The organism is Georgfuchsia toluolica, from assembly GCF_907163265.1.
Classification (GTDB): domain Bacteria; phylum Pseudomonadota; class Gammaproteobacteria; order Burkholderiales; family Rhodocyclaceae; genus Georgfuchsia; species Georgfuchsia toluolica.
On sequence record NZ_CAJQUM010000001.1, the window covers coordinates 2,816,180 to 2,836,233 of the forward strand.

Below are 20,054 nucleotides of genomic sequence, written 5' to 3' on the forward strand. Positions count from 1 at the left end.
AGTTTGGACGGGGAAAATACCTGAAACCATTACTACAACGGAGTTTCCCCGATTTTGGCCGTTTTCACCACATGTGATTTTTCTTATTTACTTGTGACAATTCACATCGTGACTTTTCCCCGCCGCATGTGCCTGCTGGTCGGCGTGGTAGCTCGACCGCACCAGCGGCGCGCAGGCTGCATTGGTGAACCCCATGGCCAGCGCTTCGCGCGCGTACAGGGCGAAGGTATCCGGATGCACATAGCGCAGTACCGGCAGGTGGTGCTGCGAGGGCGCCAGATACTGGCCGATGGTGAGCATCTCGATGTCATGGGCGCGCATGTCGCGCAGGGTTTCCAGGATTTCCTCGTCGGTCTCGCCCAGGCCGACCATGAGGCCGGACTTGGTCGGCACCAGCGGATGGCGCGCCTTGAAGGCTTTCAGCAGTTGCAGCGAATGGGCGTAATCGGCGCCGGGACGCGCCTGCTTGTACAGGCGCGGCACGGTTTCCAGATTGTGGTTCATCACGTCGGGCAGGGCGGCGGCGAATATATCCAGCGCGACATCGAGCCGGCCGCGAAAATCCGGCACCAGCACTTCGATCCGCGTCTGCGGCGACTGGCGGCGGATTTCGCCGATGCAATCCACGAAGTGCCGCGCGCCGCCGTCGCGCAGATCGTCGCGGTCGACGCTGGTGATGACGACGTACTTGAGGCGCAATGCGGCGATGGTGGCGGCGAGCTGCTGCGGTTCGTCCGCATCCGGCGGCAGCGGCTTGCCGTGGCCGACATCGCAGAACGGGCAGCGCCGCGTGCATAGGTCGCCGAGGATCATGAAGGTCGCCGTGCCGTTGCCGAAGCACTCGCCGATGTTGGGGCAGGTGGCTTCCTCGCACACGGTGTGCAGTTGGTGTTCGCGCAGGATCTGCTTCACTTCGCCGAAGCGGGAAGCGCTGCTGCCAGCCTTGACGCGTATCCACGCCGGCTTGGGCAATGGCTTGTCGAGCGGCACGATCTTGATCGGGATACGTGCCGTCTTTTCCGCGCCAGTTTGCTTTTCAGGCATGCTCATGTTCCAGTTGTGCTTTCAAGTGTTCGACCAGCCTATCGCCGATGAAGGCCAGATCGACATGTTTGCTCATTTTCGTAACGAGATTCTTCATCTGCGTCACCCCCATGCCGGCATAGCCGCAGGGGTTGATCGCCTGATAGGGCGACAGGTCCATGTCGACATTCAGTGCCAGGCCGTGAAAGGTGCAGCCGTTCTTCACGCGCAACCCCAGCGCCGCGATCTTGGCGCCAGCAACATAGACGCCCGGCGCGCCGAAGAGGCGCTCGCCCGCGATGCCGTATTCGGCGAGCAGATCGATCAGGGCCTGCTCCATTTTACGCACCATTTCGCGCACCTTGATGTCGTGGCGGCGCAGATCGATAAGCAGGTAAGCCACGAGCTGGCCGGGGCCGTGGTAGGTGACCTGTCCGCCGCGGTCAACCTTGATCACCGGAATACCCACGTCGCGCAACAGGTGTTCGGCCTTGCCCGCTTGGCCCAGCGTGAATACGGGCGGATGTTCGAGCAGCCAGATTTCATCTTCGCTGTTCTCATCGCGCGCAGCCGTGAATTGCTGCATGCGGCGCCAGGTCGTTTCGTAGTCGACCAGGCCGAGATGGCGCACGATCACAACACGACCTTTACATCCGGGTGCCGCGTCAATTCCATATACAGCGCATCGAGTTGCGCCTTGGAGGTGGCGCGCACGGTGCAGGTCAGCGCCAGGTAGTTGCCAGCTTTCGAGACGCGCATTTCCATCGTCGCCGCGTCGAAATCCGGCGCGTGGCGCAGCACGACTTCCGCTATCGCCTGGGCAAAGCCATCGCTGCGCACGCCCATGATCTTGACGGGAAAATCGCAGGGAAATTCGAGCAGCGAGGGGGTGTCCCCAGATTTGCCAGTGAGTTCGCTCATCCTGCCCTCATCACCGTGGCCTTGAACTCCTGATACCACGCATACATGTTGGCAAACACCGGTCCCGGAACGCCCTTGCCGATCGACTTACCGTCCAGCGTCACGATCGGCAGCACTTCTCGGGTCGAGGAAGTCAGCCACAGTTCGTCGGCGCTGCGCACTTCTTCCTCGCGCACGTCGCGCACTTCGCTGCGCAGGCCATGTTGCGCGGCGAGTTCCAGCACGACGTCGTAGGTGATGCCGGGCAGCATGAGGTGATTCTTGATTGGCGCCAGCAGCATGCCGTCGTTCACGACGAAGATGTTCGACGCCGAGCCCTCGGACAGAAAGCCGTCGCGCAACAGCACGGTCTCGATGCAGCCGGCGGCGACAGACATCTGGCGCAGCAGGCAGTTCGCCAGCAGCGATGTGGTCTTGAGATCGCAACGCAGCCAGCGGATGTCGGCGGCGGTCACCGCCGCCACACCCTGCTCGCGCTGCTCCGGCGAGGATGTGCTCAGATCCTCGCCCATCATGAAGATAGTGGGCCGCACCACGGCAGGGAAAGCGTGATTGCGCCTGCTGTCGACGCCGCGCGTGATTTGCAGATACAGCGACTGGTCGGCGTAGTCGGCCTGCTCGATCATGCGGTAAATGATCTGTGTCCATTCCTGCTGCGTTTTCGGATTGGCCAGGCCGATGCCGTCGAGGCTGGCTTGCAAGCGCTGCAAATGCTGACCCAATCTGAATGGACGGCGCGAATAGACGGGAATGACTTCATACACGCCATCGCCGAACAGAAAGCCGCGATCCATCACCGGGACTTTGGCATCCTCGATGGAGAGAAACTCGCCGTTCAGATAAACAATATTCATCCCCAAAACCCTACTTTAAGCCACAGAGGTCACAGAGGGCACAGAGAAAATACGGGTTTTCGGGTGGTGGCCGCGCTCACCCTTCGAGTGAGAACACCTACTGAAGCAAGGTATCGACTTTCCTCTGTGATCTCTGTGTACTCTGTGGCTAACTGCTTTTCTTTTTCTAAATTCATCGCACCATTTCCGTTATTGCAGCCACAGTTTAAGCGTATCCCAGCCGCGTCCGAGCATGCCGGCCATGGGCACATCTTCCAGCGCATAGACCGGAAACTGTCCCCACGGCTTGTTGTCGACGAAGAGCTTCAATGTCCCGACCTGCGCGCCCTTCTGCACCGGCGCCAGCAGCGGCTGGCGCGTTTCCAATTGTGCCTTGATGCTCTCCTTTGCCGTGCCCTTCGGCAGCGAGACGACGAAGTCGTCGTTGAAGCCGGCAGCCAGCGTCGATTGTGCGCCCTTGAATATCCGTACCTGCGATACGGCCTGTCCCTTGTTGTAGAGCTTGACGCCGTCGAAGGCCTGGAAGCCGTAGTTGAGCAGCTTCAACGATTCCTGCGTGCGCGCATCGTCCGAGGCCGTGCCCAGCACTACCGAAATCAGCCGCCGCTCGCCGCGCTTGGCGGTGCCGATCAGGCAATAGCCTGCCGCTTCCGAGTGGCCGGTCTTGAGACCGTCCACCGTGGGATCGAGCCAGAGCAGGCGATTGCGGTTGTACTGGTGGATGCCGTTGAAACTGTATTCCTTCGCCGCATGCAGCGTGTGCGCTTCGGGAAAGTCGCGCATCAGGGCTGCCGCCAGCCGCGCCATATCGCCGGCGGTCGACACATGTCCCGGCTGCGGCCCGTCGAAATAGCCGCTGGCATTGAGGAAATGCGTCTTGCTCATGCCAAGCAGCGTCGCCTGCCGGTTCATGGTCGCGGCGAAGCCATCCTCGCTGCCTGCGATGGCTTCGGCCAGTGCCACGGCGGCATCGTTGCCGGACTGGATGATCATGCCCTTCAACAAGTCGTCAACCTTTACCTTGTGGCTGACTTCGATGAAGCTGCGTGATCCCGGCGTGCGCCAGGCGCGCTCCGATACCGTTACGGTCTGGTCGAGGCGGAGCGTATTCTGCTTGAGTGCGGCATAGGTGAGATAGGCCGTCATGACCTTGGTCAGCGAGGCCGGTTCCAGCGGCATATCGCTATTATTCGCGGCCAGCACCTGGCCCGAGCCGTAATCGAGCAGTGCCCAGGCACGGGCGGCGAGAACCGGCGACGGCGTTTGCGCCTGCACCGCCGGCAGGCCCGCAAACAGGCAGAGCAATAAAATCAGGAAGCGCATGAGGAAAGGAGCGTAGGTGGACGGGCAAGGCGCCGACCGCACGAAAACATGGGGTGGCAGATTATATCGCCCTGCCGACAGGTCCTATTAACGTGAAAAACAGCAGCGGCGGAGCCGCGAAAACCAGCCGCGCCTGGAAAATGATGCTATGCAAAGCGAGCCCTGGAGCAGGCATGGGGGCAGGGAGCGTTCAATTTGCCTTTGCGTTTTTAAATCACAGAGGTGCCATCCTCCTGCTTGAGCGTTAACGCACCAGCACCGGCTTCATCTCCAGCAACTCGGCCAGCTTCGCAGCGATGTCGCGCGCCTCCTGGGCATCGGCCCAGGGCCCGAGCTGGACGCGAAACAGGTTGCCCGCGGTGCGCACCACCAGTTTGTCGCCCATGTCGCCCAGCTCGCGCGCCAGCCGCGATTTCAGGGCTTCGGCATTGTCACGGTTGCCGAAGGCGCCCAGTTGCAGCCAGGCGCCGCGCGCATCGTCGACTTCGGGCAGCGGCCTGTCTTCGGCGGCTTTTGCAGGCACGACATCGTCACTTTTCATGGCCAGCAATGCGGGCGGAGCGAGGGGTGAGCTGGGCATCAGGCTTTCCACTTCGACCATACCGCTGCCACCCCCGACCAGCCCCAGCTTCCACGCCGCGGTGTAAGACAGGTCAATGATGCGATTGGCATGGAAGGGGCCGCGGTCATTGACGCGCACCACTACCGACTTGCCGTTGGCGAGGCTGGTCACCCGCGCATAACTCGGGATCGGCAGGGTCGGATGCGCCGCGGTCATGGCATACATGTCATACACGTCGCCGGTGGAAGTTTTCTGACCGTGGAATTTCTTGCCATACCAGCTCGCCAGACCGCGCGCCTTGTAGTGCCCGGCTTCGCGCAGCGGCGTGTAGTCCTGCCCGAGCACCGAATAGGGATTGTTGGCGAAGCGATGCAGCGGCTCCGCCTTCGGCACCGCATCGGGGATCGCGTCCAGGTTCGCGGGCGGATGTTCGCCGGGGCCGTCGTCCTTGTAATAGCCGCCGCCGCGTTTGGGCGTAGCGGCGGTGTCGCCGCCACGATCGCTTACCGGCGCCGGGCCGGTCGTCAGGCTGCCGCAGGCGGCGAGCAGCAGCAGGCAAAACAGGGAATTCGTGCGTGACAAAATCATATTCGCGCTTTTGGAAGCCAATTCATCATTCCTGCCGCTTGGCGGTTTGCTGTTTCAACGCATAGACCGCCGCCGCGATGCGGTCGCGTATTTTCGGATCGCGCGCGAGCTTGGCGCTGCCGACCAGTGTCGCGCCGTTTTGCATGGTGGCGTTGAGAGACGCCCCCGCCTCCAGCAACAGGTTAACAATCTCGAGATGCCCGTTGGAAATGGCCTTGAACAGCGGGGTGCCGCCATCATTGGCGGCGAGATTGGGATCGGCGCGACCCTTGAGCAGTTCGGCGGTCGTCGCGACATGGCCGCGTGCCGCTGCCTGGATGAGCGGCGTAATGCCGACGTGGCTTTGCGCATTCACCGCGCCGCCCTTGGCCAGCAGCAGTTTGATCAACTCCGCATAGCCGTTGAAGGCCGCCCAGTGCATCGGCGTGTACCCTCCCTGGTCGCAGGCGCGGACATCCGCGCCATGCTGGATCAGCATTTGCGCCAACTCCTCTCTGCCGTTGAAGGAGGCGATCATCAAGGGAGTCCAGTGCCGCGTGTCGCGCACATCCACGTTGAGGTTGGCGCTGAGGAAGAGCTTGCAACTGGAGACATCCCCGGCCTCGGCGGCGCGGGCAAAATTCGCGATTGTCGGCTGCAGGCGAAGCCGCTCAAGTTCCTCCTTGGCCTCCTGCTCCGTCCCCCACAAGTCCGCGCTTGCCTCGGCTTTCCTGGCGCGAATAACGTCATAGGCAAGGTTCAGCGAGAAGATTTCCGCCGCCACATCCGGCGGAAAGCCTTTTCGATCGTGGCGGTCCATGACCAACAAACTATGGAAGTACTCTTCCATTGCGGCCGGGTCGTTCCAGAGTTCCACGATGCGATTGGTAACGCGGGAAAAGTCCTTAACCAGTTTGTGGGGATACTTGTCCTCGTAACCACGCATCAATAACCGCAGGGGATGCTGGTCATCGGCCATGGGGACGATGAGCGGCGCGACGTGGGTGAAAGCTTTATCGGTCATGTGGTTGGTGATGAGCGGCGCGATGCAATTGAAAACGATATTGGCCTATCAGTAAAGTTATGGCCCGGCAGGCTCTGGCGCTTCATGTTATTTCTGCACCAGCATGCGGTTCCTGTGGATGCTCATGAGGATGCCGATGCCGAGGAACAAGGTTACCAGCGAGGTGCCGCCGTAGCTGATGAAGGGCAGCGGTATGCCAACCACGGGCAGGATGCCGCTCACCATGCCCATGTTGACGAAGGCATAGGTAAAGAACATTAGCGTGATCGACCCGGCCAGGAGGCGCGAGAACAGCGTCGGCGCCTCGGCCGCGATCATCAGGCCGCGCGCGATCAGCAGCGAATAGACGACGAGCAGGGCCAGGTTGCCGAGCAGCCCCCACTCCTCGGAAACGACGGCGAAAATGAAATCGGTATGCCGTTCGGGAATGAATTCGAGCTGGGTCTGCGTTCCCTGCCCCCAGCCCTTGCCGAATACGCCGCCGGAGCCGACGGCGATGGTGGACTGGATGATGTGGAAGCCCTTGCCGAGCGGATCCGATTCGGGATCGAACAGGGTCAGCACACGCGCGCGCTGGTAGTCGTGCAGCAGGGGCCAGACCATCGGGATGGCGGCAAGCCCGGCAACGCCGAGACCAACGATGAACTTCCACGGCAGGCCGGCGAAGAAAATCACATAGAAACCGGCCGAGAGGACGAGGATGGCGGTGCCGAGGTCGGGTTGCTTGGCGATCAGCGCCACCGGCAACAACAGCAGGATGGCGGCGACGGCGTAGTCGTAAAAGCGGATTGCGATCTCGCGTTTCTGGAAATACCAGGCCAGCATCAGCGGCATCGCGATTTTCATGATCTCGGCGGGCTGGATGCGCGTGATGCCGAGATTGAGCCAGCGCCGCGCGCCCTTGGAGACGTCGCCGACCAGCGCCACGGCGATCAGCAAAAGAATGCCAAACAGATAGAGCGGCACCGCCGCGTGCATCAGCCGCTGCGGCGGCATCTGCGTGGCGATGCGCATGACCAGCAACGCCGCGGCGATATTGACGGCCTGTGCCGCAAGCCGGTCGGGAGAGGCGCTGGCCAGCACGACGAAGGCAAAGCCGATCAGGATCGCCGTCATCACCATCAATGGCGCATCGATGGGGCCAATCAGCGCGAGCCATAGGCGACGGATCATGCAGGAACCCTCATTTGAATCACGGCGAACTCGGCGAAAGCACAAGGCATGCGGCGCCTCACGCAGCGGGTGAAACGAAGTCGATTGACATGTTTCAATCGAGTGCAGCGAGCCGAACAGTCGCCCCGCCTTGGGGGTTGAGGCGGGGTTTCGCAAAGCACTGCTTTGCGCCGCCGGGACGGGCGAGCCATGCAGGGCGAGCCCTGGAGCAGGTATGGGGGTGGGGGGTGTTTAATTTGCCTTTGCGCAATTTCTCCTGCGAGGACTGCGCCGGCAACGATGTGCGCTACATTCATTGGTCTTCTCCCGCGTTATCCTCGGGCGCCGGTTCCGCCGGTATCTTGCCGAGCAGGTAGTAGTCGAAAATCTGGCGCGCGATCGGCGCCGCGGCCTGGGCGCCGAAGCCGCTGTTCTCGACCAGGATGGCAAGCGCGATCCTGGGCTTGTCAGCTGGAGCGAAAGCGATGAACAGCGCGTGGTCGCGCAGGATCTCCTTGGTCGCACTCTCTTTGTACTTCTCGCCCTTGAGCGAGTAAACCTGCGCGGTGCCGGTCTTTCCGGCGGACACGTATTCAGCTCCTGCGAAGGCGCGTGCGCCAGTGCCCTCCTTGTTCACGCCGACCATCGCATTTTTGATGAACGCGATGTGCTCCGGTTTGAGGGGAAGAGTTTTGAGCGGCTTCGGTTCCACTTCAGTGATGCGGCCGCTGCGTGTGTCGGTGATGGTCCTCACCAGATGCGGGCGAAACATTACGCCGTCATTGGCCAGGGTCGCCACGGCAAGGGCGAGCTGCATTGGCGTATAGGTGTTGTAGCCCTGGCCGATGCCGATCGAGATGGTCTCGCCGGCATACCATTTCTGCTGCTCGGGACGCTTGAAGCGCGCGCGTTTCCATTCCTGCGAAGGCAGCACGCCGGTCGATTCGCCTTCGATGTCGATGCCGCTCTTCTGGCCAAAGCCGAACTGGCGCATGAAGTTGGCGATGTTGTCAATGCCAAGGTCATTGGCGAGCATGTAGTAATAGGTATCGCACGACTGCACGATGGACTTGTACATATCGACGGTGCCGTGTCCTTCTTTCTTGTCGTCGCGGAAAAAGTGGCCGCCGAAGTTATAGCCGCCCGGGTCGTAAATCGCCTGTTCCGGCGTGCGCTTGCCATACTCGAGCGCGGCCAGCGCCATATAGGGCTTGAAGGTCGAGCCCGGCGGATAGGTGCCGTTGAGCGCCCGGTTTACCATCGGCTTGTCGGGCGAATTGTTGAGCAGATCCCAGTTCGTCGAATCGATGCCATCGACGAACAGGTTGGGATCATAGTTGGGCACGGAGACCAGCGCCAGCACGCCGCCGCTCGCCGGTTCGATGGCCACCAGCGCGCCGCGGCGGTCGCCGAAGGCCTTTTCCGCGATCTGCTGCAGCTTGGCATCAACCGTCAGTGTCAGGTTGTTGCCGGGTACCGGCGGTGTGCGCGCCAGTGTGCGCACCGCATGGCCACCGGCATCGACCTCGACCTGTTCGACGCCGCTGGTGCCATGCAATTCGAATTCATAGTGCTGTTCCAGTCCCGCCTTGCCGAAATGGTCGGTGCCGCGGTAGTTGTTGTCCTGGTCCTGTTCCTCGATCTGGTCCAGATCGCGGTCGGTGACGCGGCCGATATAGCCGAGCAGATGGGAGCCGAAAGCGCCGAAGGGATACTGGCGGAACAGCCGGGCCTGGATATCGACGCCGGGAAAACGGTAGCGGTTGGCAATGAAGCGCGCCACTTCCTCGTCGGAAACGCGGGTGCGGATCGGCAATGACTCGAAGTTCTTGCTCTCTTCGAACAGCTTCTTGAAGCGCTTGCGATCCTTGGCCTCGATGTTGATGACCTTGGACAGCTCGTCCATCGTGGCGTCAAGATCGGCAACCTTGGATGGCGTGATCTCGATGGTGTATGCAGAGTAATTGCGCGCCAGCACGACGCCATTGCGGTCAATGATGAGGCCGCGGTTGGGCGTCACCGGCACCAGCGAGATGCGGTTTTCCTCGGCGCGCGTCCGGTAGTAGCCATACTGGATGACCTGCAGCCAGACGAAGCGCAGCAGCAGCAGCCCGAAGCAGGCCAGCACGAAAACGCCGACAAAACGCAAGCGGCCTTGAAAACGCTCCAGCTCCTGCTGCGGGTTCTTGAATTTCATTCTACAAAGGTCGCGTCAGCGATCGGCGATGTTTTCCTCTCCCTCCGGGAGAAGGGCTAGGGGTGAGGGTGAATACTGGTGGCATCGGACTAAATAGGACGATTGTCGTCGCGTTCGACCGGGCGGAATTGCGGCAGCAGCAGCAAATAGGTCAACGGATGCCACAGCACGGCAGCAACGAAGCTGGAGAGAAACCACAGGAGGCCAGGGAATTCGCCGCCGCCGATGAGCCCGATCGCCAGCATGATAAGTTGGCTGCCGAGCAGCAGGGGCAGTATCTGTAGCGCCTGCTGTCCCAGCGGAAACCAGAGGATGCGCCGGGAAAGACTGCCAGCGGCGAAAGCCACCACTACATAGGCCAGCGCATGTTGACCGAGGGCACTGCCATCGGCAACGTCCATCACCAGGCCGAGGACAAAGGCCGCGCCCATGCCCACGCGCAGCGGCTGATGGATGCACCAGAAGGCCAGCACCACGGCCACCCAGTCGGGAATGCCGGGGAAGCGGCCGAACGGGATCAGGTTGAGGAACAACGCCAGCAACAGCGTCGCCAGGATGAACCAGTTGCGGACCGGCAGCAGGATGCGATTCGAGGAATGGGTAGGCTGCATGTCTAAACCTGGTACAAGGTCCAAGGTTCAAGATTCAAGGTGACACCATTCATGCTTGGCCCCTTGAACCTTGAGTCTTGCATCCTGTATCTTGAATTTGTCATTTTCTCTTCCGGTGCGGCGCACCGACTATTTTCTTCCGGCCCGGTTCCGCGTTTTCTTCCGTCAGCTTCGACACTTGCGGCGGGCGGCCAAGTACCAGCACCTGGCCGTGGCGCTCGACGCCGGCGAGCGGTACGCAGCGGATGCGGGCAAACATGAACGCGCTGTCGCGATCGATGGCGGCCACGCGCGCCACCGGCAGACCGCGCAGGTAGATGCCATCGAGGCCGGAGGTGACCAGGATGTCGCCCACCTGCACTTCGGCATTCGAGGCGAGGAAACGCAACTCCATGCCGTTCGATCCGGCGCCGGCAAGAATTGCGCGCAGGCCGTTGCGCTGCACCTCGACCGGAATCATTTGGTTTTTGTCGGTGAGCAGGGTCACTTCCGCTGTCAGCGGGAGCACTCGCGTCACCTGGCCGATCACGCCGAGTTCGTCGATGACTGCCTGCCCCGCTTCGATCCCCTCCTGCAGGCCCTTGTTGATGACGACGCGGCGTGAGAAGGGGTCCCGTGCCGCATACTGGATGTCGGCAATGACCCCATTCACCGGTTGGTGCTCTTTCATGTCGAGCAGGGCGCGCAGGCGCTTGTTCTCGTCTTCGAGATAGCGTTGCCGCAACAACAGGTTTGCCTCGACAAGCTGCCGATGGCGCAATGCGTCGTTCTCCCGATGCAGAGTCGCCAGACTGGAAAAATATTTACCCAGGTCGCCGGCGCCTTCCACCGGCAGGTATGCCGCAAGCTGCAAGGGATAAGCCACGGTTGAGGCCGTCATGCGCAGCCACTCCAGCGCATGAAAGCGCAGGTCGGCCACCAGCAACAGCACGGAAAGCGCAACGAAAAAAAACAGCCGGGCCAGTGGCGCGGGCCCGCGCTTGAAGAAGGGAGGCGGGACATGACCGGCTGCGGACATCAAGGTGGTGGTTCCCCTGCGAGGGTTAAGTGGATGTCATTGGCTGGCGCCGCGTTTCTACCACTTCGCACCCTACACGCAGGGGGTTTATTCGTTTGCGAAAATACTGCCCAGTTTGTCCATCTTTTCCAGCGCCATGCCGGAGCCGCGCACCACGCAGGTCAGCGGGTCGTCGGCGACGATCACCGGCAGGCCGGTTTCCTCGGTCAGCAGGCGGTCCAGATCGTGCAGCAGCGCGCCGCCGCCGGTCAGTACCAGACCGCGCTCGGCGATATCGGAGCCGAGTTCGGGCGGCGTCTTTTCGAGGGCATCCTTGACGGCTTTGACCACCTGGTTGAGCGGTTCAGAGAGGGCTTCAAGGACTTCGTTGGAAGAAATTGTGAACTTGCGCGGAATGCCTTCGGCGCGGTTGATGCCGGAGACTTCCATTTCCTTGACTTCGGCGCCGGGGAAGGCCGAGCCGATGTTCATCTTGATGTTCTCGGCGGTGTTGTCGCCGATCTGCATGCCGTAGTTGCGGCTGATGTAGGAAATGATGGAATCGTCGAACTTGTCGCCGCCGACGCGCACGGAACAGGCGTAGACCATGCCGCCCAGCGAGATGACGCCGACTTCGGTGGTGCCGCCGCCGATGTCGACCACCATCGAGCCGGTGGCGTCGGAGACCGGCAGGCCCGCGCCGATGGCTGCGGCCATCGGTTCCTCGATCAGATAGACCTGCGAGGCGCCGGCGCCCAGGGCCGATTCGCGGATCGCGCGACGTTCCACCTGAGTCGAGCCCGAGGGCACGCAAATGATGATGCGGGGCGAGGGCGAGAACAGGCGTGACTCATGCACGCGCTTGATGAACTGCTTCAACATCTGCTCGGTGACGGTGAAGTCGGCGATCACGCCATCCTTGAGCGGCCGGATCACCGAGATTTCCTTCGGGTTGCGACCGATCATGTTTTTGGCTTCCTTGCCGACCGCCTGGATGGTTTTCTTGGCGTTGGGGCCGCCTTCGATACGGATGGCGACCACCGATGGTTCGTCGAGCACCACGCCCTTGCCGCGCATGTAGATCAGCGTGTTGGCGGTACCCAGATCAATGGCCAGATCGTTGGAAAAATAAGCACGGAGAAAGCTGAACATGGGGTCTCTTGTCAGTAATGGCGCACCCGCAAGGGGTAAACGGGCTGCGTGGTTAATAATGGCTTATGATACCCTAAAGCGCTGTCAATTTAGCCCAATTCCCCGCATGTCCCTGAATCCGGAAGAGGTCGCCCGCATTGCCCGGCTGGCCCGCATCGAGCTGTCACCGGCTGAACTTGAAACCACCCGCGCCCAACTGAACGGGATCCTTGGTTTCATCGAGCAACTCCAGTCTGTCAATACCGATGGCATTATACCCATGGCGCATGCGGTCGATGTGGTGCAACGCCTGCGCGAGGACAAGGTAACCGAGCCGGATCGGCGCAGCGCATTCCAGTCGGTAGCGCCCGAAGTAGAGGCAGGCCTGTATCTGGTTCCAAAGGTCATCGAGTGAGGAGTGCGGAGTGAGGAGTGAAGAGTTCATCAACGCCAGTTTGCGCACCCTGTCGGTCGCGCTGGAGCAAAAGCGGATTTCCGCCGTGGAACTGGCGACGCTGTTTCTCGATCGCATCGAGCAGCACAATCCCGCGCTGAATGCCTTCATCACCACCGATGGCGATCGCACGCTGGCCATGGCACGGGACGCCGATGCGCGCCGCGCCAAGGGTCCGCGTGAACAATGCGGCGCGTTGCTCGGCGTGCCACTCGCGCACAAGGACATCTTCTGCACTGAGGGCTGGCTGACCAGTTGCGGCTCGAAAATGCTGGCAAATTTCGTTTCGCCCTACGATGCGACGGTGGTCGAGAAATTCAAGCAGGCCGGCGCGGTAACGCTGGGTAAATGCAACATGGATGAGTTTGCGATGGGCTCGTCAAACGAAACTTCGTATTTCGGCCTGGTGAAAAATCCCTGGGACATGAATCGCGTCCCCGGCGGTTCCTCGGGCGGTTCAGCGGCAGCGATTGCGGCGCGTCTGGCGCCGGCCGCGACCGGTACCGACACTGGCGGGTCGATCCGCCAGCCCGCCAGCCTGTGCGGCCTCACCGGCCTCAAGCCGACCTACGGCGTGGTCAGCCGCTACGGCATGATCGCCTTCGCTTCCTCGCTCGATCAGGGCGGGCCGATGGCAAAGAGCTCCGAAGATTGCGCACTGCTGCTGAATGTCATGGCCGGTTTCGACACACGCGACTCGACTTCGCTGCAACGCGAGACCGAGGATTACACGCGCGACCTGGACCAGCCGCTCGAAGGCCTGCGCATTGGCCTGCCCAGGGAATTTTTCGGTGCCGGCATGGATGATGACGTGCGCGTTGCCGTGGAGACCGCGCTCGACGAATACCGCAAGCTCGGCGCCGTCACCGTCGACGTCAGCCTGCCGAACTCGGGTCTCTCGGTGCCGGCCTATTATGTGATCGCGCCGGCCGAAGCCAGCTCCAACCTGTCCCGCTTCGATGGCGTGCGTTACGGCCATCGTGCCGCCGGATATGCCGACCTGATCGACATGTACAGCAAGAGCCGCGCCGAAGGCTTCGGCGCCGAAGTGAAGCGCCGCATCCTGATCGGCACCTATGTGCTGTCGCACGGCTACTACGACGCCTACTATCTGCAGGCGCAAAAAATCCGCCGCCTCATCGCCAATGACTTTGCCGCGGCGTTCAAACGGTGCGATGTGATCGCCAGCCCGGCCTCGCCCTCGGTCGCCTTCAACTTCGGCGAGAAGAGCGCCGATCCGGTGCAGATGTATCTCTCCGACATTTACACCATCTCCACCAATCTCGCCGGCCTGCCCGGCATGTCGCTGCCCTGCGGCTTCGGCTCCGGTAATATGCCAGTGGGTTTGCAGCTGATCGGCGACTGGTTTGGCGAAGCGAAGATGCTGAACGTCGCGCATCGCTACCAGCAACAGACCGATTGGCATCTGCGCATGCCGAATAATTTTTGACGCAAGAGAAAATCGGAATGAATCCATTAGGCGGTTACGATATCGAAGACCTGCAACCCGGCATGTCGGCCAGTTTCGGCAAGACCGTGACCGAGGCCGACATCCTGCTGTTCGCCGGTGTGTCAGGCGACATCAACGCCATCCACCTCAACGAGGAATTTGCCGCCACCACGATCTTCGGCGGCCGCGTCGCCCACGGCATGCTGACCGCCGGTTTCATCTCGGCGGTGCTTGGCAACAAGCTGCCCGGGCCCGGCACCGTCTACATTTCGCAGAACATCCGCTTCATTGCGCCGGTACGCATCGAGCAGACCGTCACGGCGACCGTCACCGTGCGCGAAGTGATACCCGAAAAATGCAGAGTCGTCCTTGATACCGTATGCACGGTTCTCGGCAAGGTCGTCGCTGACGGCGAGGCCACTGTCATGGTGACGTCATCGAGAATGAAAGCGTGAAAATGAGCCAGTGGGAAGTCGTGATCGGGCTGGAAACCCACGCCCAGTTGCAAACGCAGTCGAAAATTTTTTCCGGCGCGGCGACCGCCTTTGGCGCCGCGCCCAATGCGCAGGCCTGCGCCGTCGATCTCGCCCTGCCCGGGGTGCTGCCGGTGCTCAACCGCGAAGCGGTGGTCTGCGCCATCAAGTTCGGGCTCGCCATCGGCGCCGGGATTGCGCCGCGCTCGATTTTCGCGCGCAAGAATTATTTCTACCCCGACCTGCCCAAGGGCTACCAGATCAGCCAGTATGAAATCCCCGTGGTTTCGGGTGGCGGGCTTGCCATTCATGCCGGTGAGCAGGAAAAATTCATTCATCTGACCCGTGCCCATCTCGAAGAGGACGCGGGCAAGTCACTGCACGAGGATTTCCACGGCAAGAGCGGCATTGACCTCAACCGCGCCGGTACCCCGTTGCTGGAAATCGTCACCGAGCCCGACATGCGTTCTGCCGCCGAGGCGGTGGCCTACGCCAAGGCGCTGCATGCCCTGGTGCAATGGATCGGTATCTGCGACGGCAACATGCAGGAAGGCAGCTTCCGCTGCGACGCCAACGTTTCGGTGCGGCGTCCCGGCGGGCCGCTCGGCACGCGGCGCGAAATCAAGAACCTGAACAGCTTCAAGTTCATGCAGCAGGCGATCGACTACGAGATCCAGTGGCAGATCAACGAAATCGAGGAAGGCCGCCAGATCCAGCAGGCCACGGTGCTGTTCGACCCCGACACGGGCGAAACGCGCGCCATGCGCAGCAAGGAAGACGCGCATGACTACCGTTATTTTCCCGATCCGGATTTGCTGCCACTGGAGATCAAGCCGGAGTGGATCGAGGAAGTAAAGTCGGGCATGCCAGAGTTGCCGGTTGCTATGACATCGCGCTTCGAGAGCAGCTACGGCCTTTCCGCCTACGATGCGGCCACGCTTACCGCAACACTTGAAACGGCAAGATATTTTGAAGATGTCATTACGGACGCGGGCAAGGACAACGCCAAGCTCTGCGCCAACTGGGTCATGGGCGAGATTGCCGCGCGGCTCAACAGGGAAGAATTGTCGATCGCCGCTGCGCCGGTTTCCGCGACGCAATTGGCCAGCGTCATCAAACGCATCGCCGACAACACCATCTCCAACAAAATCGCGCGCGACGTGTTCGATGCGCTGTGGTCGGGTGAGGGCAAGGACGCCGATGCGATCATCGCCGCGAAGGGGCTGAAACAGATTACCGACAGCGGCGCCATAGAAAAAATCATCGACGAAGTGCTGGCCGCCAATCAGAAATCTGTCGAGGAATTCCGCGCCGGCAAGGACAAGGCCTTCAACGCCCTGGTCGGTCAGGCCATGAAGGCGACCAGGGGCAAGGCCAATCCGCAGCAGGTGAACGATTTGTTGCGCAAGAAGCTTTCTTGCTGACCCGGGACTGGCGCTTTATTGACAATACGGCCCACCTTACGTATCTTCGCTCCATCGCGCCGATTTGAGACTCAGCTTGCGGGCGCGCAATAAATGCGGCTAAAGCGGGCGAGTTGAATTTCCAAACCCGTTCGTTAATACGCCGAACGGGTTTTATTTTTGGAATTTCGGGATCAATCATGCAGCCAGACCGTAGTGCCGAACTAGCCAACCTTTTATGCCAGCGCCTGCTCATACTCGACGGGGCGATGGGCACCATGGTGCAGCAGCACAACCTCAAGGAAGCCGACTATCGCGGCACGCGGCTCAAAGATCATGGCAAGGACGTGAAGGGCAACAACGACCTGCTGCTGCTGACGCGGCCCGACGTGATCGGCGGCATCCATGAGCAATATCTCGCGGCCGGCGCCGACATCATCGAGACCAACACCTTCAATGCGACGCGCATTTCGCAGGCCGAGTACGGACTTGAGGCGCTGGCCTACGAATTGAACGTCGCCGGTGCGCGGCTGGCGCGCCAGGCCGCGGACGAATACTCGACGCCGGACAAGCCGCGCTTCGTCGCCGGCGTGCTGGGCCCGACTTCGCGCACGGCCTCGCTCTCGCCCGATGTGAACGACCCCGGCTTTCGCAACGTGAGCTTCGATCAACTTGTCGACAACTATGTCGAAGCCGCGCGCGGCCTCACCGAGGGCGGCGCCGACATCCTGCTGGTCGAGACCGTGTTCGATACGCTGAATGCCAAGGCGGCGCTGTTCGGCATCGAGAAGTTCTTCGACGCAGCGGGACGGCGCTGGCCGATCATGATCTCTGGCACCATCACCGATGCCTCGGGCCGTACGCTGTCGGGACAGACCGCCGAGGCGTTCTGGAACTCGCTGCGCCATTCCAGGCCATTGTCATTCGGCCTCAACTGCGCGCTGGGCGCGAAGGATCTGCGCCAGTATGTCGAAGAGCTTTCACGCGTTTGTGATTGCTTCATCTCGGCGCACCCCAACGCCGGCTTGCCCAATGCCTTCGGCGGCTACGACGAGACGCCGCAACAACTCGCCGCGGAAATCGCGGACTGGGCTCGGCACGGCTTCATCAACATCGCGGGCGGCTGTTGCGGCACCGCGCCGGCCCACATCAAGGCCATCGCCGAGGCGGTGCGGGACATCAAGCCGCGCGTGCCGTCGCAGCCCGCTCCGCAATTGCGCCTGTCGGGGCTGGAACCGTTCAACGTCGGCGCCGATACGCTGTTCGTCAATGTCGGCGAGCGCACCAACGTCACCGGCTCCAAGGCCTTCGCGCGCATGATCCTCGAAGGCCGCTTCGACGCTGCGCTCGCCGTGGCAAGAGCGCAGGTCGAGGCCGGTGCGCAGGTGATCGACATCAACATGGACGAGGCGATGCTCGACTCGCAGGTGGCGATGGTGCGCTTCCTCAACCTGATCGGTTCCGAGCCGGACATTTCACGCGTGCCGATCATGCTCGATTCCTCGAAGTGGGAGGTGATCGAAGCGGGCTTGAAGTGCATCCAGGGCAAGGGCATCGTCAATTCCATTTCGATGAAGGAAGGCGAGGCGAAGTTCCTCGAACAGGCGCGGCTGGCGCGGCGTTACGGCGCGGCGGTGATCGTCATGGCCTTCGACGAACAGGGCCAGGCCGACACGCGCGAGCGCAAGAATTCGATCTGCAAGCGCGCCTACGATCTGCTCGTGGCGGACGGCTTCCCCGCCGAGGACATCATCTTCGACGCCAACATCTTCGCCATCGCCACCGGCATCCCCGAGTACGACAACTATGCCGTCGATTTCATCGAGGCGGTAAAGTGGATCAAGGCCAACCTGCCGCACGCTCACACCAGCGGCGGCGTGTCGAATGTGTCGTTCTCGTTTCGCGGCAACGACGCGGTGCGCGAGGCGATCCACACCGTGTTCCTTTATCACGCGATCAGGGCCGGACTCACCATGGGCATCGTCAATGCCGGCCAGTTGGGCGTCTATGACGACCTCGATCCGGTGTTGAAGCAGAAAGTAGAGGATGTTGTACTCAACCGCACTCCAGGCGCCGGTGAAGCGCTGGTTGAATTCGCGCAGACCGTGAAGGGTGCGGCGAAGGAACAAGTACAGGATCTGGCCTGGCGCGAATGGAGCGTCGACAAGCGGCTCGAATATGCAATGGTCAAGGGCATCACCGATTTCGTCGTGGCCGATACCGAGGAATGCCGCGCGGCGCTGACCGCTGCCGGCAAGCCACCGCTCGCGGTGATCGAAGGGCCGCTGATGGCGGGCATGAACGTGGTCGGCGATCTGTTCGGCGCGGGCAAGATGTTCCTGCCGCAGGTGGTGAAGTCGGCGCGGGTGATGAAGCAGGCCGTGGCGCACCTGATTCCCTATATCGAGGCGGAGAAGCTGCGCACCGGCTCGGCTTCGAAGGGCAAGATCGTCATGGCGACGGTCAAAGGCGACGTCCATGACATCGGCAAGAACATCGTCGGCGTGGTGTTGGGCTGCAACGGCTACGACGTGGTCGATCTCGGCGTCATGGTGCCGGCGGACAAGATACTGCATGCGGCGAAGGAACATGGTGCGCAGGCCATCGGGCTGTCGGGTCTGATTACGCCCTCGCTCGAGGAGATGGCGCATTTCGCCGCCGAACTGGAACGCGTCGGCTTTGGCGCCGGCAAGGACGCGGTACCGCTGCTGATCGGCGGCGCGACCACCAGCCGCGCCCATACCGCGATCAAGATCGCACCGAATTACAGCGGGCCGGTGGTGTATGTGCCCGATGCCTCGCGCGCGGTCGGCGTGGTGACGCGCCTGCTCTCTGAAGATTTGTGCGCCGACTTCATCAAGGAAGTCGCCGCCGATTACGCAAAGGTGCGCAGCCTGCACGCCAACAAGAAGGGGGTGACGCTGGTGCCGCTGGAAGCGGCGCGCGCGAATCGCGGCAAGCATGAGTACAAGCCAGTCAAGCCGGCAAAACTCGGCCTTATCGTGTTGAAGCAAATCGATCTCGCGACGCTATTGCCCTACATCGACTGGAGCCCATTCTTCCAGACCTGGGATCTGACCGGCTCGTATCCGAAAATTCTCGACGACGCCGTGGTCGGGGAGGCGGCGCGCAACGTGTTCAACGATGCCAAAGCCATGCTCGACAAGGTCGTGCAGGAAAAGTGGCTCACGGCGAACGCAGTGTTTGGCCTGTTTCCGGCCAATGCCGTGGGCGACGACATCGAGCTCTATGCCGATGAGACGCGCGGCGTTGCAGCAGCCACCTGGCATGGCCTGCGCCAGCAGCACGAACGGCCCGCAGGCAAGCCGCACGAATGCCTTGCCGATTTCGTCGCACCGAAGGGCATCGATGATTACGCCGGCGCTTTTGCCGTGACAGCGGGGCTTGGCATCGAAAAGAAACTCGCCGAGTTCGAAGCCGCGCACGACGACTATCGCGCCATCATGTTGAAGTCGCTCGCCGACCGGCTCGCCGAAGCCTGCGCCGAATGGCTGCACCAGCGCGTACGCCGCGAATACTGGGGCTATGCCAGCGACGAATATTTAAGCAACGAAGACTTGGTTGCCGAGAAGTATCGCGGTATCCGTCCCGCGCCGGGCTATCCGGCCTGTCCCGACCACACCGCAAAGGCCGACCTGTTCCGCCTGCTCGATGCCCCCGGCAATGCCGGCATGGCCATCACCGAAAACTTCGCCATGTCGCCCGCTGCGGCGGTGGCGGGCTTCTACCTCGCCCACCCCGAGGCGCATTACTTCGCCATCAGCAAGATCGGCCGCGACCAGCTCGAAGACTGGGCCAAGCGCAGCGGATACAGCGTGGCCGAGGCGGAGCGTTGGCTGGCGCCGTTGCTATAGAGCCGCGAGACGCCAAAGGGTCTGCGTAGGCAGTTGA

Annotated in this window: 17 protein-coding genes and 1 riboswitch; of the genes, 5 read left to right on the forward strand and 12 right to left on the reverse strand. The window is 61.7% G+C overall.

Going from position 1 to position 20,054, the window contains the following annotated elements; genetic code table 11:
- Window positions 1-87: 87 nt before the first annotated feature.
- The 12 genes from lipA to K5E80_RS13420 all read right to left on the reverse strand — a co-directional run bounded on the left by lipA (window position 88) and on the right by K5E80_RS13420 (window position 12,383).
- The gene (lipA, locus tag K5E80_RS13365) at window positions 88-1,050 is read right to left on the reverse strand and encodes a lipoyl synthase (protein WP_220636627.1); all 963 of its coding nucleotides are present in this window, start codon (window positions 1,048-1,050) and stop codon (window positions 88-90) included.
- Window positions 1,037-1,660 carry a lipoyl(octanoyl) transferase LipB gene (gene lipB, locus K5E80_RS13370; protein WP_425514541.1) on the reverse strand — a complete coding sequence of 208 codons (624 nt, stop codon included), beginning with the start codon at window positions 1,658-1,660 and terminating at the stop codon, window positions 1,037-1,039. The genes lipA and lipB overlap by 14 nt, the downstream gene beginning before the upstream one ends.
- A complete protein-coding gene (locus K5E80_RS13375) occupies window positions 1,657-1,944 on the reverse strand; it encodes a YbeD family protein (protein WP_220636628.1) in 288 nt (95 codons plus the stop codon). The genes lipB and K5E80_RS13375 overlap by 4 nt, the downstream gene beginning before the upstream one ends.
- Window positions 1,941-2,798, reverse strand: coding sequence for a D-amino acid aminotransferase (locus tag K5E80_RS13380; protein WP_343213248.1), 858 nt, complete (start codon window positions 2,796-2,798; stop codon window positions 1,941-1,943). Before K5E80_RS13380 ends, K5E80_RS13375 begins: the two co-directional genes overlap by 4 nt.
- Window positions 2,799-2,987: 189 nt before the next feature.
- Entirely contained in the window at window positions 2,988-4,121 is a 1,134-nt protein-coding gene (locus K5E80_RS13385) for a D-alanyl-D-alanine carboxypeptidase family protein (protein WP_220636629.1), read from the reverse strand.
- 244 nt (window positions 4,122-4,365) lie between these two features.
- The gene (locus K5E80_RS16970) at window positions 4,366-5,292 is read right to left on the reverse strand and encodes a septal ring lytic transglycosylase RlpA family protein (protein WP_281420284.1); all 927 of its coding nucleotides are present in this window, start codon (window positions 5,290-5,292) and stop codon (window positions 4,366-4,368) included.
- A 4-nt stretch (window positions 5,293-5,296) separates the two neighbouring features.
- On the reverse strand, window positions 5,297-6,274 hold the full coding sequence (locus tag K5E80_RS13395; protein ID WP_220636630.1) for an ankyrin repeat domain-containing protein: 978 nt from the start codon (window positions 6,272-6,274) through the stop codon (window positions 5,297-5,299).
- 87 nt (window positions 6,275-6,361) lie between these two features.
- A complete protein-coding gene (gene rodA, locus K5E80_RS13400; RefSeq protein WP_220636631.1) occupies window positions 6,362-7,447 on the reverse strand; it encodes a rod shape-determining protein RodA in 1,086 nt (361 codons plus the stop codon).
- A 292-nt stretch (window positions 7,448-7,739) separates the two neighbouring features.
- Window positions 7,740-9,623, reverse strand: a complete 1,884-nt coding sequence (gene mrdA, locus K5E80_RS13405) for a penicillin-binding protein 2 (RefSeq protein WP_220636632.1) — start codon at window positions 9,621-9,623, stop codon at window positions 7,740-7,742.
- Between the two features lie 89 nt (window positions 9,624-9,712).
- Entirely contained in the window at window positions 9,713-10,234 is a 522-nt protein-coding gene (gene mreD, locus K5E80_RS13410; protein ID WP_220636633.1) for a rod shape-determining protein MreD, read from the reverse strand.
- Window positions 10,235-10,334: 100 nt separating this feature from the next.
- The gene (gene mreC, locus K5E80_RS13415) at window positions 10,335-11,252 is read right to left on the reverse strand and encodes a rod shape-determining protein MreC (protein ID WP_220636634.1); all 918 of its coding nucleotides are present in this window, start codon (window positions 11,250-11,252) and stop codon (window positions 10,335-10,337) included.
- Between the two features lie 87 nt (window positions 11,253-11,339).
- Complete coding sequence (locus tag K5E80_RS13420; protein WP_220636635.1) at window positions 11,340-12,383, reverse strand: rod shape-determining protein; 1,044 nt, start codon at window positions 12,381-12,383, stop codon at window positions 11,340-11,342.
- Window positions 12,384-12,489: 106 nt separating this feature from the next.
- Between K5E80_RS13420 and gatC the strand changes: the two genes are divergently transcribed.
- The 5 genes from gatC to metH all read left to right on the forward strand — a co-directional run bounded on the left by gatC (window position 12,490) and on the right by metH (window position 20,017).
- Window positions 12,490-12,777: an Asp-tRNA(Asn)/Glu-tRNA(Gln) amidotransferase subunit GatC gene (gene gatC, locus K5E80_RS13425; RefSeq protein WP_220636636.1), complete on the forward strand. Its 288-nt coding sequence runs from the start codon at window positions 12,490-12,492 to the stop codon at window positions 12,775-12,777.
- A gap of 10 nt (window positions 12,778-12,787) precedes the next feature.
- Window positions 12,788-14,266, forward strand: a complete 1,479-nt coding sequence (gene gatA / locus K5E80_RS13430; RefSeq protein WP_246590986.1) for an Asp-tRNA(Asn)/Glu-tRNA(Gln) amidotransferase subunit GatA — start codon at window positions 12,788-12,790, stop codon at window positions 14,264-14,266.
- A gap of 17 nt (window positions 14,267-14,283) precedes the next feature.
- Complete coding sequence (locus K5E80_RS13435; RefSeq protein WP_220636637.1) at window positions 14,284-14,721, forward strand: MaoC family dehydratase; 438 nt, start codon at window positions 14,284-14,286, stop codon at window positions 14,719-14,721.
- A gap of 2 nt (window positions 14,722-14,723) precedes the next feature.
- Window positions 14,724-16,163: an Asp-tRNA(Asn)/Glu-tRNA(Gln) amidotransferase subunit GatB gene (gene gatB / locus K5E80_RS13440; RefSeq protein ID WP_220636638.1), complete on the forward strand. Its 1,440-nt coding sequence runs from the start codon at window positions 14,724-14,726 to the stop codon at window positions 16,161-16,163.
- Between the two features lie 46 nt (window positions 16,164-16,209).
- Window positions 16,210-16,287: riboswitch (SAM riboswitch) on the forward strand.
- 55 nt (window positions 16,288-16,342) lie between these two features.
- Entirely contained in the window at window positions 16,343-20,017 is a 3,675-nt protein-coding gene (gene metH / locus K5E80_RS13445) for a methionine synthase (protein WP_425514542.1), read from the forward strand.
- Window positions 20,018-20,054 lie beyond the last annotated feature (37 nt).